The sequence below is a fragment of the Algoriphagus yeomjeoni genome (assembly GCF_003259505.1).
Lineage (GTDB): Bacteria > Bacteroidota > Bacteroidia > Cytophagales > Cyclobacteriaceae > Algoriphagus > Algoriphagus yeomjeoni.
Genome location: NZ_QLLK01000001.1, coordinates 311,210 through 327,302 on the forward strand (window position 1 = coordinate 311,210; position 16,093 = coordinate 327,302).

Annotated in this window: 15 protein-coding genes; 8 read left to right on the top strand and 7 right to left on the bottom strand. The window is 41.8% G+C overall.

The window, feature by feature from the left end; genetic code table 11:
* Positions 1-9 precede the first annotated feature (9 nt).
* On the bottom strand, positions 10-843 hold the full coding sequence (prmC, locus tag LV83_RS01300) for a peptide chain release factor N(5)-glutamine methyltransferase (RefSeq protein ID WP_111609709.1): 834 nt from the start codon (positions 841-843) through the stop codon (positions 10-12).
* 163 nt (positions 844-1,006) lie between these two features.
* Here prmC and LV83_RS01305 point away from each other — a divergent pair, with 163 nt between their 5' ends.
* Together LV83_RS01305 and guaB are read left to right on the top strand one after the other, a co-directional pair.
* Positions 1,007-2,194 carry an RsmB/NOP family class I SAM-dependent RNA methyltransferase gene (locus LV83_RS01305; protein WP_111610097.1) on the top strand — a complete coding sequence of 396 codons (1,188 nt, stop codon included), beginning with the start codon at positions 1,007-1,009 and terminating at the stop codon, positions 2,192-2,194.
* Between the two features lie 204 nt (positions 2,195-2,398).
* Positions 2,399-3,877, top strand: a complete 1,479-nt coding sequence (guaB, locus tag LV83_RS01310; RefSeq protein ID WP_111609710.1) for an IMP dehydrogenase — start codon at positions 2,399-2,401, stop codon at positions 3,875-3,877.
* 212 nt (positions 3,878-4,089) lie between these two features.
* On the opposite strand, the gene LV83_RS01315 is transcribed toward guaB, so the two are convergent.
* The 3 genes from LV83_RS01315 to LV83_RS01325 form a co-directional block, all read right to left on the bottom strand.
* A complete protein-coding gene (locus LV83_RS01315) occupies positions 4,090-4,548 on the bottom strand; it encodes an RES family NAD+ phosphorylase (RefSeq protein WP_111609711.1) in 459 nt (152 codons plus the stop codon).
* Positions 4,549-4,551: 3 nt separating this feature from the next.
* Complete coding sequence (locus LV83_RS01320) at positions 4,552-5,019, bottom strand: antitoxin Xre/MbcA/ParS toxin-binding domain-containing protein (RefSeq protein ID WP_111609712.1); 468 nt, start codon at positions 5,017-5,019, stop codon at positions 4,552-4,554.
* An 84-nt stretch (positions 5,020-5,103) separates the two neighbouring features.
* Complete coding sequence (locus tag LV83_RS01325) at positions 5,104-5,583, bottom strand: GNAT family N-acetyltransferase (protein ID WP_111609713.1); 480 nt, start codon at positions 5,581-5,583, stop codon at positions 5,104-5,106.
* Positions 5,584-5,645: 62 nt separating this feature from the next.
* On the opposite strand from LV83_RS01325, the gene LV83_RS01330 reads away from it, so the two are divergent.
* The gene (locus tag LV83_RS01330; RefSeq protein ID WP_111609714.1) at positions 5,646-6,416 is read left to right on the top strand and encodes a type III pantothenate kinase; all 771 of its coding nucleotides are present in this window, start codon (positions 5,646-5,648) and stop codon (positions 6,414-6,416) included.
* On the opposite strand, the gene LV83_RS01335 is transcribed toward LV83_RS01330, so the two are convergent.
* Complete coding sequence (locus LV83_RS01335) at positions 6,413-7,081, bottom strand: peptidoglycan DD-metalloendopeptidase family protein (RefSeq protein ID WP_111609715.1); 669 nt, start codon at positions 7,079-7,081, stop codon at positions 6,413-6,415. The genes LV83_RS01330 and LV83_RS01335 overlap by 4 nt on opposite strands.
* An 88-nt stretch (positions 7,082-7,169) precedes the next feature.
* Between LV83_RS01335 and LV83_RS01340 the strand changes: the two genes are divergently transcribed.
* A complete protein-coding gene (locus tag LV83_RS01340; protein WP_111609716.1) occupies positions 7,170-8,120 on the top strand; it encodes a pyridoxal-phosphate dependent enzyme in 951 nt (316 codons plus the stop codon).
* A 150-nt stretch (positions 8,121-8,270) separates the two neighbouring features.
* On the opposite strand, the gene LV83_RS01345 is transcribed toward LV83_RS01340, so the two are convergent.
* Positions 8,271-11,231, bottom strand: a complete 2,961-nt coding sequence (locus LV83_RS01345) for a glycoside hydrolase family 3 N-terminal domain-containing protein (protein WP_111609717.1) — start codon at positions 11,229-11,231, stop codon at positions 8,271-8,273.
* Between the two features lie 274 nt (positions 11,232-11,505).
* On the opposite strand from LV83_RS01345, the gene LV83_RS01350 reads away from it, so the two are divergent.
* The 4 genes from LV83_RS01350 to LV83_RS01365 are packed head-to-tail and all read left to right on the top strand — an operon-like array spanning position 11,506 to position 15,496.
* Positions 11,506-11,919 carry a hypothetical protein gene (locus tag LV83_RS01350; RefSeq protein WP_111609718.1) on the top strand — a complete coding sequence of 138 codons (414 nt, stop codon included), beginning with the start codon at positions 11,506-11,508 and terminating at the stop codon, positions 11,917-11,919.
* Positions 11,912-13,759 (top strand): DNA mismatch repair endonuclease MutL, encoded by a 1,848-nt coding sequence (mutL, locus tag LV83_RS01355; protein WP_111609719.1) that lies wholly within the window; start codon positions 11,912-11,914, stop codon positions 13,757-13,759. The genes LV83_RS01350 and mutL overlap by 8 nt, the downstream gene beginning before the upstream one ends.
* A 1-nt stretch (position 13,760) precedes the next feature.
* A complete protein-coding gene (locus LV83_RS01360) occupies positions 13,761-14,552 on the top strand; it encodes a rhomboid family intramembrane serine protease (RefSeq protein WP_111609720.1) in 792 nt (263 codons plus the stop codon).
* A 2-nt stretch (positions 14,553-14,554) separates the two neighbouring features.
* Complete coding sequence (locus LV83_RS01365) at positions 14,555-15,496, top strand: rhomboid family protein (RefSeq protein WP_111609721.1); 942 nt, start codon at positions 14,555-14,557, stop codon at positions 15,494-15,496.
* 87 nt (positions 15,497-15,583) lie between these two features.
* Here LV83_RS01365 and LV83_RS01370 read toward each other — a convergent pair whose 3' ends face one another.
* Entirely contained in the window at positions 15,584-16,060 is a 477-nt protein-coding gene (locus tag LV83_RS01370) for a porin family protein (protein WP_111609722.1), read from the bottom strand.
* Positions 16,061-16,093: the final 33 nt, after the last annotated feature.

Sequence of the window (16,093 nt, forward strand, 5' to 3'; positions counted from 1 at the left end):
TACTCAAATCTAACGTCTCCCTGCTGCTATTCTTTCTTTCCCATTCAAATCCCTCAAAACCTTTACCTCAGTGTACCCCAACTCATTCATCAATTCTGCGACTTGAATTCCATATTTTTCATTGATTTCAAAATACAGTTTACCTCCTAACTTTAATAGTTGTTTCCCTTTTTTGGCTATTTCTTTATAAAAAATCAAGGGATCGTCGTTGCTGACGAACAAGGCAAGCCCAGGCTCAAAATCCAGTACATTTTTATGCATTTCTGCTTTCTCTTGTTCAGGAATATAGGGCGGATTGCTGACCAAAATATCCAATGGTGTCACTTCTGGAGTTTGAGTTAAAATATTGCAGGTAGAGAAAGTCACTTTCGCATTTAAAGCTTCAGCATTTTTCTTGGCTACTTCCAAAGCTTCCTCAGAAATATCCACTGCGAAAACTTCTGGATTATTCATCTCCAGCGCCAATGAAATAGGAATGCACCCCGTTCCCGTCCCTATGTCCAAAATTCTTAACCCAGCTTCCGGATTCTCTTTGATGATCAGATGCACTAGTTCCTCGGTTTCATTTCTTGGGATCAAAGTAGCTGCTGAGACAAAAAAATCTCTTCCGTAAAATGGACCTTTTCCCATAATATACTGAATAGGCTCGCCGGTTTTCAATCGCTCGAAATCACCAAAAAGCTGTTGTGGAAATGAAGAAACATCGGCCTCATCCAAAATCTGCGTTCTTCTCCATCCCAGATGATGCTCCAACAGCCAGCTCACCACTGATTCGGCCTCCTGCTTTTCATAGATAGAAAGTTCGGAAGCCCAGGAGGAAATAAGCGCTTGAAAGGTGGACATGGATCTAGGGGGATTAGAAAATTAAAAGGCAAAGGTATCAAAACCATGAATCTATTTTAGAAGCTAAGATCAGCTGACCTTAATGCCCTTCTTAGGTAGTTTAAAAAATCTCATTCTGACAGACTCAGAAAGAAAAACTACCTTTGTGCAGAATTTATTTCTTATGAAGTTACACAACAATACCATCCGCGGAGTTCATACCGCACTTGCAGCCATTTTTGAAGAAGGTCAATACGCTGATAAAGTGATCGAAAGAACGCTTAAATCAAACCCAAAATGGGGTGCGCGTGACAGATCATTCATTGCTGAGACTACCTATGAAATGGTTCGCTGGTGGCGTTTGATCAATTATTTGAGCCCAAGTAAGGAGCCGTATGATCTTTTTGCGACATATTGGCTGATGCAAGGACATAGTCTTCCGCCTTGGGAAGAGTTCTCAAAAATCAATCCTGACAAGATTCAAGAAAAATACGAGAAACTGGATGATCCCGCTAAGTTGGAATCAGTTCCTGATTGGCTTTTTGAGCTAGGAAAAAAGGAATTGGGAGATAAATGGGAAGCAGAAATCCACAGTTTGAATCAGGAAGCTCAAGTGGTGTTACGTGTCAATACGTTGAAAATCACTCGTGAGCAGCTCAAAAACAGACTGGCCGAGGACAATATCCATACACATATCATCAAAGGTTATCCAGATGCGTTGATCTTGGATGAGCGTACCAATGTATTCCGTAACCCAGCTTTCAAAGAAGGAATGTTTGAAGTGCAGGATGCCTCTTCGCAACTGGTGGCTCAAGCACTTGCTGTTGAGCCAGGTATGCGAGTGATTGATGCCTGTGCTGGTGCAGGAGGAAAATCCCTTCATATCGCAGCTTTGATGCAGAATAAAGGAAAAGTTCTGTCCATGGACGTGGAGGAATGGAAACTACAGCAAACCAAGTTAAGAGCTCGTCGTGATGGTGTTGCGATTATCGAGCGAAAAGTGATTGAAGGCTCAAAGACGATCAAACGAATGAAAGAAACGGCTGATAGGTTACTATTGGACGTTCCTTGTTCTGGACTTGGTGTACTCCGCAGAAATCCTGACACCAAATGGAAACTAAGTGAAGAATCGATAGAAAAAGTGCGTCAGACGCAGCAGGAAATCCTCCAAAGCTATCCATCCATGGTCAAGCCAGGTGGACAAATGGTCTATGCTACTTGCAGTATTTTGCCTTCCGAAAATCAGGATCAAATCGCAAAATTTCTTGAAAGCGAAGCTGGCAAAGACTTTACATTGATCGAGGATCAGAAAGTGCTTGCTCAGGAAAGTGGCTTTGATGGATTCTATATCGCACGACTTCAGAAGAAGTAAGTTTTCGGACAACTTCATAGTTGCGTTAATGAATCTAAATACACACAAAATTCAGTTTCATACTATTAGAATTCTGCCCTCATATTTGGTTTAATCCAGAAATAGGAAGGTATTCCAAATTTATTTTGGAGGTGATTAGTTTGGCATTGAATTTTGTGTGTAACTTTGACGGGCAAATAGGGTTACCTCATACCAATATTTGCCATGAATACAAATTCAGATAAGTTCCTTTACGAAGCACTCACCTACGACGACGTGCTTTTAGTCCCTGGTTATTCAGAAGTCCTTCCACGCGACACGAATACCTCTACCCAACTCACCAAGAAAATCAGGTTAAACATTCCTTTGGTTTCCGCTGCTATGGACACGGTTACCGAAGCCGAATTGGCTATTGCCATAGCCCTTGAAGGTGGACTAGGATTCGTTCACAAGAACATGACTATCGAGCAACAGGCTGCACAAGTGCGCAAAGTAAAGCGTTCTCAGGCAGGTATGATCCTTGATCCTATCACGCTTCATATCAGCGCCAAAGTGAAGGATGCCGAGTCTATCATGCGTGAATTCAGTATCGGTGGTATTCCAGTTGTTGATGAAAATAAAGTTTTAAAAGGAATCATTACCAACCGTGACCTTCGATTCATCAAAGATCAGGAGCGTCCTATTCGGGAGATCATGACGGTTGATAATCTGATCACTGCTAAGTCAGGCGTATCGCTAGAGCAGGCAGAAGAGATACTTCAGGAATATAAAATCGAGAAACTTCCAATAGTAGATGATGAAAACAAGCTAACAGGCTTGATCACATACAAGGATATTTTGAAAAGAAAAGATAAGCCAAACGCCTGTAAAGATGAGTTTGGAAGACTTCGTGTAGGAGCGGCAGTAGGTGTAACTGCAGATATTGTGGAGCGAGTGGAAGCATTGAAAAATGCAGGAGTTGATGTGGTTTCGATCGATACAGCACATGGTCACTCTAAAGGAGTAATCGAAACTTGTAGAAAAATCAAAGATGCTTTCCCTGAATTGGAAGTTATCGTTGGAAATATTGCTACGCCAGAAGCGGCAATCGCCCTTGCTGATGCAGGTGCAGATGCTGTTAAAGTTGGCGTAGGTCCAGGGTCTATTTGCACAACTAGAATCATTGCAGGTGTAGGTGTTCCACAATTATCAGCGGTGTTTGAATGTTCCGAGGCATTGAAAGGCCGTGGAGTTCCTGTCATCGCAGATGGTGGTATTCGGTATTCTGGTGATTTGGTGAAAGCTATCGCCGCAGGTGGAAGTTCGATTATGATTGGCTCTTTGCTAGCAGGAACGGAAGAGGCGCCTGGAGAAATGATCATTTTCCAAGGAAGAAAATTCAAGTCTTATAGAGGAATGGGCTCTTTGGAAGCGATGGAATCTGGTTCTAAAGACCGTTACTTCCAAGATGCTGAGGACAACATCAAAAAATTGGTTCCAGAAGGAATCGTAGGTCGAGTTCCTTTCAAAGGTTTGGTTTCTGAAGTTCTTTACCAACTAGTTGGAGGGCTTCAGGCAGGTATGGGGTACTGCGGTACTCAGACTATCGAAGACCTCCAGAAGAACGGTAGGTTTGTGAAAATCACAGCTGCTGGTGTAAAAGAATCGCATCCACACGACGTATCTGTAACTCGAGAAGCTCCTAATTATAGTGTGAAAGGATAAAACCTAAGAATAAATTATATCAAACGTGAAGGCCGAGAATTTCTCGGCCTTTGCTATTTAATAACTATCAATCTTTCTTTTTAAACTAGTAAGCACTTAATAGAGGTTCAACTCTAGAATTGCGGGTACTTCGGTCACCCGTCTTCGGTCTTCCAGCCTTTTAATCAAGGAATTTATGTTGACGGCATATTTTAGACAAAGGAGATAGACTCCTAAGAATTCACCTCAAAACTTACATCCCATTCTTCAACAACTTTTACCACAGTAATGAAATCTGGGTGAAGGGGGTTGATGAGAAGATTATGCTCGCTGGGATAGCTATTAAGAGGAATTCGGCAGGATGGGATTTTCAGAACGGGGGAAATCATGCCTTTTGCCCAAGCAGTTCCAAACTCCTGAGTTGATCTTGGATGAGGCCTATTTTTCCAATCAGTAGGCAAAAGACCAGTGTCAAGTTTCGGTATTAGAGTTTGAATTTCAAGGAGGACTAACTTCCATTTACTCTGAGTAACCACGGCACCTTTGATACTCAAAAGCTCCAGGAAATTAAGTGATGAAACACTACATCCGTAGATAATAGGGGTACCGAATTCATTCCATCTGCCTGCCCCCAACCCATATCCAAGTGGACTTCTTCCTGCGAGATCTTCTATCAATCTAAAATACTTCACAACCTACAGAATCGCTCCCCAAGACATCGCCTCCATCGCTTCATCCACACGAGCAATGCCATAAGGATTTTTCATTAGTGTAGCTGGCTTTTGATCGCCAAGGGAAATATTCTCAGATTGGAGCCATTGGGATAGCAACTCTTCAGAACCGAAGATCCTGATACCTTTAGCGATCACCTGATCCATATCCAGAATACTCTTAGTAAGTATTTTATTGAGTTTTTTGTCCTCTTTGCGCCAGCGTGAAAGCGTACTCGGGTCTACTTCCAGCATATCTGATACATCCTGCTGCGTAAAATCCAAAAAATCAAAAATCTCTCCTGTGTCCTGAAAAGTAACCGCCAAATCATAAACTGCGGCTGGCTCACTCGCCATAGAAATAGCCTCTTGGAAGAAATAATATGAATCATTACCCGTGTGTATGGTCTTAGCTCCCGCTTCACCAAACGATATTTTCCAAGTGTGTGTCATAGCTAATCATTTAACTCACAATAAGTTACTACTTTAAATTGCAAATACAATATTCTCATATCGTATTTGCAATGTTTTTATTCACTACTCTTTCAGAAGTTTTTTAATCTCATAATCCTGCAAATGGGCATTTAACCATCCCGCTTCAAGGTCAGCACCATATTTCCTATAAAAATTGATGGCAGGCTCATTCCAATCGAGCACTTGCCACATCATTCCTGTACAATTTTCTTCCAAGCCTTTCTTCATGATGCGATCAAAAAGTAATTTCCCAGCACCCTGGCCTCGCTCTGATTGAGTGACTACCAAATCTTCTAAATAGATCCGCTTGCCCTTCCAAGTACTGTATCGGTAATAATAAATAGCAATTCCGACTATTTCATTTGATCCGTTTTTCTCACAAACAAACATTCCGAAAACAGGATTTTCACCAAACCCATCGGCTTCCATCATTGCGATGGTATTCGTTACTTGTTCAGGCGCTTTTTCATAAAGTGCCAACTCATTTATTAATTCCAATGCACGAGGTAAATCCTCGATTTTTCCTTCTCTTAGCGTGTACATGTTCAAAGTTTATAAATCCGATTAATTTTGGGAAAGGCTAATTTAATCAAATCCGAGAAACAATGTTTTTAGCAATAGATGCCGGCAATTCAAATGTGGTTTTTGCGCTGTATGATGAAGCGAGTGATAGTTGGAAAAATCATTTCCGAATCGATACACATTCCTCCAAGTTCGCGGCTCAACTTCATAAGAAAGTGCCCATGTATTTTTTGGAGCATGGAATCAGTCCTTCAGATATAAAGCAAATTGGTTTCAGCTCGGTTGTACCTGAGATCAATGAGCAGATTCTTCATTTCTGCGAAAACTACTTCGGTACTCAGCCTTACCTTATTTCTCCCGCAAGTTTTCAAAAGCTTCCTATAAAAAGCCTTCGGCCAAATGAAATCGGCACCGACTTGATGTGCAATGTGATGGCTGGATATTCGAAGGTTAGAAAAGCCTTAATCATAGTGGATTTTGGTACGGCACTCACGTTTACTGTGGTAAACGCGAAAGGAGAAATAATTGGTGTGAATATCGTCCCAGGACTGAAAACAGCACTAAACTCACTTTTTCAGAACACATCTAAACTCCCAGAAGTTGAATTGAAAATGCCAGCATCGGCACTGGGACAAAATACCATCCATGCGATTCAGGCAGGGATTTTATATGGATATACAGGCTTGGTGAAGGGAATGCTGGAAGCGATAGAAAATGAAACACAACAGAAATTTCAGATTATAGCTACTGGTGGGCTTTCTTCAGTTTTGACTCCGCTGACAGAAGTTTTTGAGGAAATCGATAGAAACTTGACGCTGGAAGGATTACGATTGATTACTCAGGCAAATTCTTAGAGCACTTCGCTTCGCAAAATCAAATTTGGATCTGGACAAATCAATTGGAATTTCTCCACATCACGTTTGGAGCAAACTCCTGGAAAATCACCCACATTTCCCATCATATCCCACATCAGCTGGAAATGTAAATGTGGAGGCCAATCACCATTTTCTGGAAATGGTCCTACGTGAGCGAGTAATTCACCTGACTTTATTTCTTGACCTATTTCTATTCCATCAAGATCAGATAGAAAAAGATGCCCGTAAAGAGAATAGAGTTTTTTTTCATCCAACTCGTGCTCAAGGATAATTGTAGCTCCATAATTCCCAAATCCAGCATTATCCTGAAAGCTGTGAATCTTACCATCCATGGGTGAAAAAACCGGTGCTCCAGCATCAGTCCAGAGATCAACGCCAAGATGAATATTCCTGAAATCAGCTTCTGTTGTCGCAAAAACAGTACTTCTCCGGTAAATAGCCCTGTGCTCCAGATATCCGCCTATTCCATATTTGCTTCCAGAGTTCTTGATTTGTTGAGATACATATTCATCAAATGCAGCAGTATTTGACAAATCCAAATTCTCCAAATCTGAGTTGCTGGGACTAAAGTCCAACTTGACCGTATTTTCCATACTCAATTTTTCGCCCATCACTGGGAAAAAATCAATATCATTCCAATTCATGTGGGAAGATAAAAAATCATCTTTGAGGTAAAGAGATATTTCTCCAATCTCTAAATCACTTTTCTCATATTCTCATTAATTTCAACCTATGCAAACCACTTTTCCTTCACTATCTGATATTCAAGCTGCGCACGATCGCATACAGCCATTTATTCACAGAACACCCATCTTGAGCTCTTCTGCAATCAATGAAATCGCTGGCTGTGAGATTTTTTTCAAATGTGAAAACTTCCAGAAAGTGGGCGCATTCAAAGCTCGGGGTGCTGCAAATGCAGTAATGAAACTTTCCAAATCTCAGAAAGCAAAGGGCGTAGCTACTCATAGTAGTGGAAATCACGCTGCTGCATTGGCAAGAGCGGCGAGGGTAGCTGGAATTCCAGCATACATCGTCATGCCATCAAATGCTCCTGAGATCAAAAAGAAAGCCGTCAAAGGCTATGGTGGAGAAATCATAGAATGTGAACCTAATCTCAAAGCTCGAGAAACTACGCTAGAAAGTGTAGTTGAAAAAACCGGAGCGACCTTCATCCCGCCATACGATTTCATGGACGTGATTGAAGGGCAAGCAACTTGTGCTTTGGAACTGATCGAAGATCAAGCTGATCTGGACATCATCCTGGCACCGGTGGGTGGCGGAGGGTTGCTCGGTGGAACAGCGCTTACTACACATTATTTGAATTCAAACATTGAAGTAATCGCTGCCGAACCTCAGGGTGCAGATGATGCATTCCAGTCTTTTCATGCTGGCAAAATCATCCCACAAACTGGCCCCAACACGATTGCTGATGGTCTTTTGACCTCACTTGGGGTGTTGAATTACGAATTAATCAAGGAATATATTTCTGATATTCTTTTGGCTACAGATCCTCAAATAATCGAAGCCATGCGCTTGATTTATGAGCGCATGAAAATCGTCATAGAACCGTCCTGCGCTGTTCCCTTGGCAGCTTTATTAGCCAATCAGGATAGATTCAGAGGTAAGAAAGTTGGAATTATTCTTTCTGGAGGAAATGTGGATTTGGGAAAGTTGCCTTTTTAGAAATAACTAAATGCATATCTGAAAGTACGCCAAATAGATAAGACTTATAAAAACGAGAGTTGGGGTACTTCGGTCTTCTGTCACCCGTCTTCCAACCAGATTGGCAAAGAAAATAAGGTTTCTTGTATCTAAAAGATAAAACAAAGGGGACTATTTCTTACCCATCGCTTCGTAGATAATATCATGAATATCAGTTCTGATATTTTCGCGGAGTAGCTTTGTATTATTGGCGTCAGGATAGACTCTATTGGATAGGAAGACATAAATTAAATTATTCTCTGGATCTGCCCAGACACAAGTACCGGTGAAGCCAGTATGTCCAAAGGTAGATTTGGGCGCTAAATCCCCCGCAGATCCTCCACTTCCTGATGCTGTGTTCGGCTTATCCCAGCCCCACCCTCTTCGGCTTTGACGTGATTGATTTTTAGTAAACTTCTTGATTGTCTCTTCGCTGATGAGATCTAAATTTCCATAGCTACCACCATTGAGCATCATTTGCATCATGACTGCCAGATCATTGGCTTTGCCAAAAAGTCCAGCATGACCTGCCACACCCCCAAACATCGCCGCTCCAGGATCATGAACATACCCTTGGACTTGTCTTTTTCTAAAAGTAATATCATTCTCAGTGGGAGCAATATTGTCTATTGGCATCTTCATAGCCGGATTGAAAGTCATCGTGCTTAGTCCCAAGGGAGCATAGAAGTTTTGATCCATAAAAGATTCCAGTGGCTGGTTTACCACTCGTTCTACCACCGCCTGCATCAAGTACATCGTGAGGTCAGAATACACATATTTGTGTTTGCTAGCTCCTCTCGGTATAGGAGTGATTTTGGATGCTATAGTCCAATGCCAAATACTGTCACGGAGCGCATCCATTCCGTACATGTCGTTGGAAACAGGTCTCGTAAATCCTGGAGAAGATGCAGGCTTATAATAATCTCCACGCCATTGCCCAGCTTCCACCGTGCGCGCATAATAGGGGATAAATGCCACCAATCCTGCTTCATGGGCCATTACATCGCTCAGAATCATTTTTCCTTTGTTGGTTCCCTTGAGTTCTGGCAAATAATCTTGCAAGCTATTGCTCATATCCAGCTCACCCCGGCTTTCCAAAAACATCACAGCTTGGGTCGTCGCTAAAACTTTTGTGATGGAGGCCAGATCATATACAGTTTCAGAGTTTACTGCAGGACTAGACTTATATTCTAGTTTGCCATAAGCTTTTTCAAATACTACTTTTCCATCTTTCACCACCAAAACACTTGCCCCTGGCGTTGCCTGAATTTGAATTGCTTTTTCGGCGACGGCGTCTATTTTTTCTAATATTTTTCCATCCAGACCTACACTCTCAGGAGTTCCATAGGATAAACGATTACTTGGTGCCAAATATCCTCCTACACCTTGGGCAAATTGAGGGTTCACTGTCACAGGTAGAATTCCCTTGGCTGCCCTTGCACCAAATAATATCTGCGGAGCTAGCTTTTGGGTGATTTCGTTATTTTCGTAGGCAAAAACTACATTTCCTAGACCCTGCAGTTGCTCAGAGGCATAAGCATTCCCGAAAAGGACAGTCACCACTTTTTGTCTTTTTGATAAATCTTTGATCAGCTGGACATCAGCCGGAGCCACACCAAATTTGCGTCTTGGACTATTCGTCACTCCCATCAGACCTACCACAACGACATCATAATCTTCCAACTGTTTCAAGGTATTGTTATGGGTAGTTTCGTTGGCAGCTTTTTCAATACTGAAATGTTCGAACTTGGTGTATTTGCTTAGGTATTTTTGAAATTCTTTCCCCTCGTCGCCTATACTCAAGCTTGCAAATGATTTCAAATCCAAATTTTTGAATGGAATTAAGTCGTCCTTATTCGTTGCAACTGTAAATGCATCGGCATAAAGGTTCTCTATGATTACAGCAGTTTCTGGGGTATCCAGCCGGTCTACTAAGCCAAATGTATTGATCGGTTTATAATTGTTTAAACCAGCCCAGTACTTAGCTTTTAATATTTTCTTAACTCTTCTATCTATTTCGTTTTCAGAAATTCTTCCATCAGCAATTGCTTCTTTGATTAGCATTTTAGCTTTTGGCACATCTTGAGAATAAAGCAAAACATCATTTCCTGCCAATAAGGCCTTCAAATCTACTTCTCCTGGGGCATTTGCTACGGCTACTCCTTTCATGTTGAGTGCGTCTGTAAAAATCAATCCCTGGAAATTCATCCTGTTTTGGAGTAGGTCTGTCACTACTTTTTTAGAAAGACTGGTTGCGATGTTGCCCTCATCATCCAAACTTGGGACGTTCAAATGAGCAACCATAACAGACATCAAATTTTCTTTGAAAAGCTCTTGATATGGATACAAGTCCACATCCCAGATCTGATGCTCGGGATTTTTGATTACTGGCAAAGAATAATGACTATCCGCCTCTGTGTCACCATGACCCGGGAAATGCTTGGCGTTGGCAATTACTCCATTGTCCTGAAGCCCTCTCATGTAGGAAACAGCATGCTGCGCCACCACCTCTTTTTCTCCTCCAAAAGCGCGATATCCGATGACAGGATTATTTGGGTTTGAATTCACATCTACCACAGGGGCAAAATTGATATGCATTCCCAGCTCCTTAAACTGTCGAGCCATTTCTTTGCCCATATCGTAAACCAACTTTTCATCTTGCACTGCTCCCAGAGTCATCGCCTTCGGAAAGTCAGGTACAGAATCCAGACGCATGCTGATACCCCATTCAGCATCCATAGCAATAAATAGAGGAGTTTTGGCTTGAGCCTGATAAAAATTGGTTAAGCGTGCCTGCCTATCTGGACCACCCTGAAAAAAAATCAGTCCACCAAGGTTTTCAGATTTTATAAGTTCACTGATTTCATTTACGTGATCCTGGTCTTTATTCGAATAAGCTGCTACCATAAAAAGCTGCCCTAGACGCTCTTCAACAGTCAAACTATTAAACACAGAATCGACCCAAGTAAGTTGGGAAATTGGATCAAGTGAAATCAGTGGATCCTCCACTAATAATGATTCGTCGAGTTTTCCAGAGGAAAATGTAAGTCCAATAATCCCAATTACGAAAACTCTCCAAAGCTTGCTGCTCATTCCAGGGTAAATTTTTAATCCTTAACTTTTAAAATAAATTTGTACATCGATTGATTCGATTTCCTTTTGGCCTTTGCAAACCAACCAAGTTCCGTGGCTACTCTAGTTACGGAGTTTGGAACTTATATAGTTGAAGATACTGAAAGATAAGGTAAGTTTTTGTCCTAAATGAGGTTAAAAACGGCATAAATTTGATATCTGGTCAATCTGCAGGAACTTATTTATCGAATGTACTTTTACCTAACGTAAGTCATTCATTAAAATTCACAACCCAATGAAATTTCCATCTGTATTTCGAACAGCCGCTCCAATGAGATTTGATATCAAACCGAGATATTACGATCCTGTTCGAGAGGAAATAGAGCAAAGGACCTCCCTAATCAAAAGAGATCTGGAAGCTCAGGGCTTGTTGGATAAGGGAGATGTGACTTCTAGGGATATTGGTTCATACGGTGCAGGTATTCGTGGCTCCTTTGCACAGCATAAAGGAATAAAAGAGCGAGACGGAGTAAATATGTTTGCCTCAACGGCCATGATCCGGACTTTTATTTTTCTTCTTCTTCTCGGATCAATTTTCGGCTACGTTTATTTAGGACCAGTCATATTTGAATATATGGCGTATGTGGTGGCTCTCGCAGCTGCAATCTATTTTTTCTTCAGGCTAAAACCCAAGAAGAAATATGAGTGATGTCATACAACTCCTTCCCGATGCGATAGCCAATCAAATCGCTGCTGGAGAAGTAGTTCAAAGACCGGCATCTGCACTCAAAGAACTTCTCGAAAATGCAGTGGACGCTGGGGCTACCCAAGTTCAAGTGGTAGTAAAAGAGTCTGGAAAACAGTTAATCCAAGTAATTGACAACGGAAAAGGGATGTCTGCTACTGACGCGCGAATGAGTTTTGAGCGTCATGCCACCTCTAAAATTCGTAGTTCGAATGATCTTTTTTCTATCCGGACATTTGGATTTCGCGGAGAAGCGTTGGCGTCTATCGCTGCAGTAGCTCAGGTGGAGTTGAAAACCCGCCAAGCGGAATCCGAACTTGGCACATTGATACATATCGAAGGCTCTGAAGTAAAAAAACAGGAGCCATTTGCAGGGAATGTGGGGACATCAGTTTCTATGAAAAATCTGTTTTACAACGTTCCAGCACGAAGAAATTTCCTGAAATCAAATCCCGTAGAAATGCGTCACATCGTGGACGAATTTCAGCGGGTAGCACTTTCTTACAATGAAATTGGCTTTTCGCTATTTCAGCAAGATCTGGAAGTTTATTGCCTGACACCAGGTAAACTAAGCCATAGAATAGTAGGGCTTTTTGGTAAAAACTATCAGGGACAATTGGTGCCTTGCGAGGAACTGACTCCGCATGTAAACGTGAAAGGCTACATCGGTAAGCCAGAAAATGCTAAGAAAACCCGTGGTGAGCAGTTTTTCTTTGTTAACAATCGCTTTATCAAAAGTAGCTACCTGAATCACGCAGTAAGCTCAGCTTTTGAAGGACTATTGCAGTCTGATCAGCACCCCTTTTATGTGCTTTTTTTGGAAATAGATCCTTCGCACATTGATATAAATGTTCATCCTACGAAAACAGAGATCAAGTTTGATGATGAGCGCACCATCTATGCGGTGATCCGATCTGCGGTAAAGCAAGCCTTGGGAGCGCATCACGTGGTTCCGTCGCTTGACTTTAGCTTGGATGTGAATTTCAATGAAAAGTGGGACAAAGATCCAGAGAAAAAGGCTCAAGTAGATCGGGAATACAGTTACAAATCATTTAATACGCCGGAGTTCAAGCAGGCCAGTACTTCTGGCTGGGAAAGACTGTTTGAAGGAACTCAGCAAGAAACCAGGGCTATAGACAGATCTAGCCCGTCCGAAGAAAGAGAAGTATTAACTTTTGAGAGTAAGGCAAAGCCGGACGAAGCCACTGAATTTATTCCAAGACCGACTAATACCGAGTCAACCGGAACTACTTTTCAGGTAGAGCTAAGTTACATCGTTGCCCAGATGTCCACGGGATTTTTGATCATCGATCAGCAGACTGCACATGAGCGGATTTTATATGAGCGCTATTTACGCCAGCTAAAACTTGCTCAAGGCACGTCACAGCAATGTCTTTTCCCCCCGACTGTCAACCTCGGGCCTTCAGATTATGCTTTGGTGATGGATATCATGCCAGAGCTGCACAGCCTTGGTTTTATGGTATCGGAGTTTGGCAAGGATACGGTCCTCATTCAAGGCGTCCCGGCAGATATTCAAGTCAAAAATGAAAAGGAGCTTTTCGAAGGGCTTCTAGAGCAATACAAGCATTTTAAAAGTGAGCTTTCGCTCGATACCAGAGAAAATCTAGCGCGTTCTTTGGCTAGAAAATCGTCCTTGAAAAAAGGACAAAAACTGAATTCACAAGAGATGGAAACGCTGGTTGGGCAGCTTTTTGCCTGCCAAAACCCAAATTATGGACTGGGTGGGAACAAAACCTTCGTGAAATTAGATTTAAGCAGTATTCATTCCTTCTTCGGCAAATAGCATGTTTAGAAATATTACACCTGTAGTCAAAAACCTACTTCTTATCAATGTGGTGCTGCTTATCGTATCGCGGTTTATCTTTCCACAGCTGAATGATTGGTTTGCACTTTACTACATACATAGCCCATATTTCCAGCCATTTCAGTTTCTGACGTACATGTTTATGCATGCAGATTTCTGGCATTTGTTCGGCAATATGTTTGGGCTGCTGATTTTTGGGCCCTTGCTTGAGCAGTTTTTAGGGCCAAAGAAACTCTTGATTTTATGGATGGTTTGTGGTGTTGGTTCAGGGGTTCTATACTCTGGATATACAGCCTATAGAATGAATAATTTGGAGGCAAAAGTGGCTATGTTCCAAAATAACCCTGATCCGGATTCATTCAATAAGCTTGTTTTGGAAAACCGAGGGTTTTTCCAGCGCTCAGTATTCGATTTTGTGGATGATTACAGCCGTAATCCTGATGATCCAAATAAAATCAGTCAGGCAAAGCAAACGTTGGACGCGATTCTTGAGATTCAGGGAAATGTTCCAATGGTGGGTGCTTCAGGAGCCCTTTTCGGTGTTTTGATTGCATTTGCGATGCTTTTCCCCAATACTCAGCTATTTTTACTCTTCCCGCCGATTCCTATCAAGGCAAAATATATGGTTCTTTTCTATAGCCTTTATACCATATATAACGTATTTGTAAATAATCCGCTGGATAATGTAGCACACTTTGCCCACCTCAGCGGACTGGTGATTGGCGGTGTTTTGGTTTACTTCTGGAAAAAAGACAGAAACAGTTTTTATTAATTATGTACGGTAACTTTTGGGACAATCTTCGGAACGCGTTTAAGCACAGCGACAACAGCCTTTTCAAGCTAATTGCCATCAATATCCTGGTGTTTTTCGTGGTGTTGATATTTCGGGTGTTTATGACGATTGGTGGACTGGGAGAATTGTATTCTACGGCGCTTTCATACCTGATGATGCCGGCATCTCTTCCGAGATTAGCTACTCAGCCCTGGAGTATATTCACCTACATGTTTTTGCACGAAGGGATATTCCATATTCTCTTCAACATGCTTTTTCTGTATTGGTTTGGTCAGTTGATCCATCAGTTTCTCGGAAGCCGGAAACTCGCCAATCTCTACATTCTAGGAGGAATTGCAGGTGCATTGTTCTACGTCCTGATTTACAATTTGGCTCCTTACTTCAGTCAGTCTGTTGATAGTTCCTTGATGCTTGGTGCCAGTGCTGGCGTTTTTGCAATAGTCGTCGGAGCGGCTACTTTGAGCCCAAACACCACCTTTTTCCTGATACTGCTAGGTCCTGTGAAAATCAAATACATCGCGATATTCTATGTCATTCTTTCTTTTGCTAACTCAGCTGGCGCAAATGCTGGAGGAGAATTAGCTCATCTGGGCGGTGCATTACTAGGCTATTTGTACATCGTTCAGCTGCGCAAAGGAATAGATTGGGGAGTTCCGGTACAGAAAGTCGGGATATTCTTTGAGGATCTTTTCTCCGGAAGAAAGAGCAATGTAAAAGTCTCCTACCGAAGCAAGGCTAAAACTTCCACAGGAGGAAATTTCTCATCTTTCAAAAAAGCGCCTAAATCCACGCCATCTCAAATTAGTTCTGATGAAGCTACTCAGGAAGAAATAGATAAGATTTTGGACAAAATCGCCGATCGAGGCTATGAAGCTTTAAATAAGGAAGAGAAGCGAAAGCTGTTTGAGTTTTCGAAGAAGTGAAATAAGTATCTAGTATCAAGTAGTTAGACATTAGATTTCTTGAGTATTGATTCTTTTGTCTTACGTCTTGATACTTGCTACTATCATCTACAAAGGAATCGCAAAGCCAACTCTAAACCCAACTTCTCGGGGATAAGGACTTTGGAATCGGAACTCTGTACTAAGACCTATAAATTCCGTCAGACGAACATAAGCTCCCACTCCCATATTTGCTCCTTTGGAGTTCCTTCTTGTTCCAGCACCATCAGGCTGGGTATCTTGCCAGGTTTGACTGTATCCCGCCATAAAATAGAGTTGGGAAGTGCCTTCAGACACATAATACCGCAAATCAGCACTGAAATTACTTTCTGACCCAACAGGTGGAAAAACAAAGGTAAAACTTGGCATGAGGGCGAATTTGTCCACAAAGAAGTATTCAATTCCTGCACCAGCACCGAAGTTTTGAAATCGTAAGCCGTAGGTGCCAAAGCCATGTAACCTAGCATTTCCTTGTTCCTGGGTTTGGGCAAAAGCCACAAAAGAGAGCATCAAGCTGGCGCAAAAAATCAGTAAAGTCTTTTTCATAACTATTCAGGTTAACATAATGATTAGAAATTA